The organism is Eisenbergiella sp. OF01-20 (assembly GCF_003478085.1).
Lineage (GTDB): Bacteria > Bacillota > Clostridia > Lachnospirales > Lachnospiraceae > Eisenbergiella.
This window is the reverse complement of sequence record NZ_QUES01000100.1, coordinates 756-958: the sequence shown is the minus strand read 5'-3', so window position 1 is coordinate 958 and position 203 is coordinate 756. Positions and strand designations below refer to the sequence as shown.

Annotated in this window: 1 protein-coding gene; it reads left to right on the top strand. The window is 47.3% G+C overall.

Going from position 1 to position 203, the window contains the following annotated elements; all coding sequences use genetic code 11:
• A partial coding sequence (locus DXA36_RS33390; protein ID WP_207666399.1) for a hypothetical protein occupies positions 1 to 203 on the top strand: 203 nt, incomplete at both ends.

Genomic DNA, 203 nt, shown 5'->3' with positions numbered 1-203 from the left:
TTGATACCTTAAAGGATCAGAGTGTCCTGGTAGCAAAACCCGAAGTAAAGGCAGTGGCGGACAGCAGTAATGTACCGGCAGGATATACCCGGATCACAACAGCCCCGAAACTGCCGACAACCATAACAGCCAGCAACAATGTCATCAAGGTATACTATAAAGCAGATGAAAGCCAGAAGCTGGACTACCGTGTAGAGTATTAC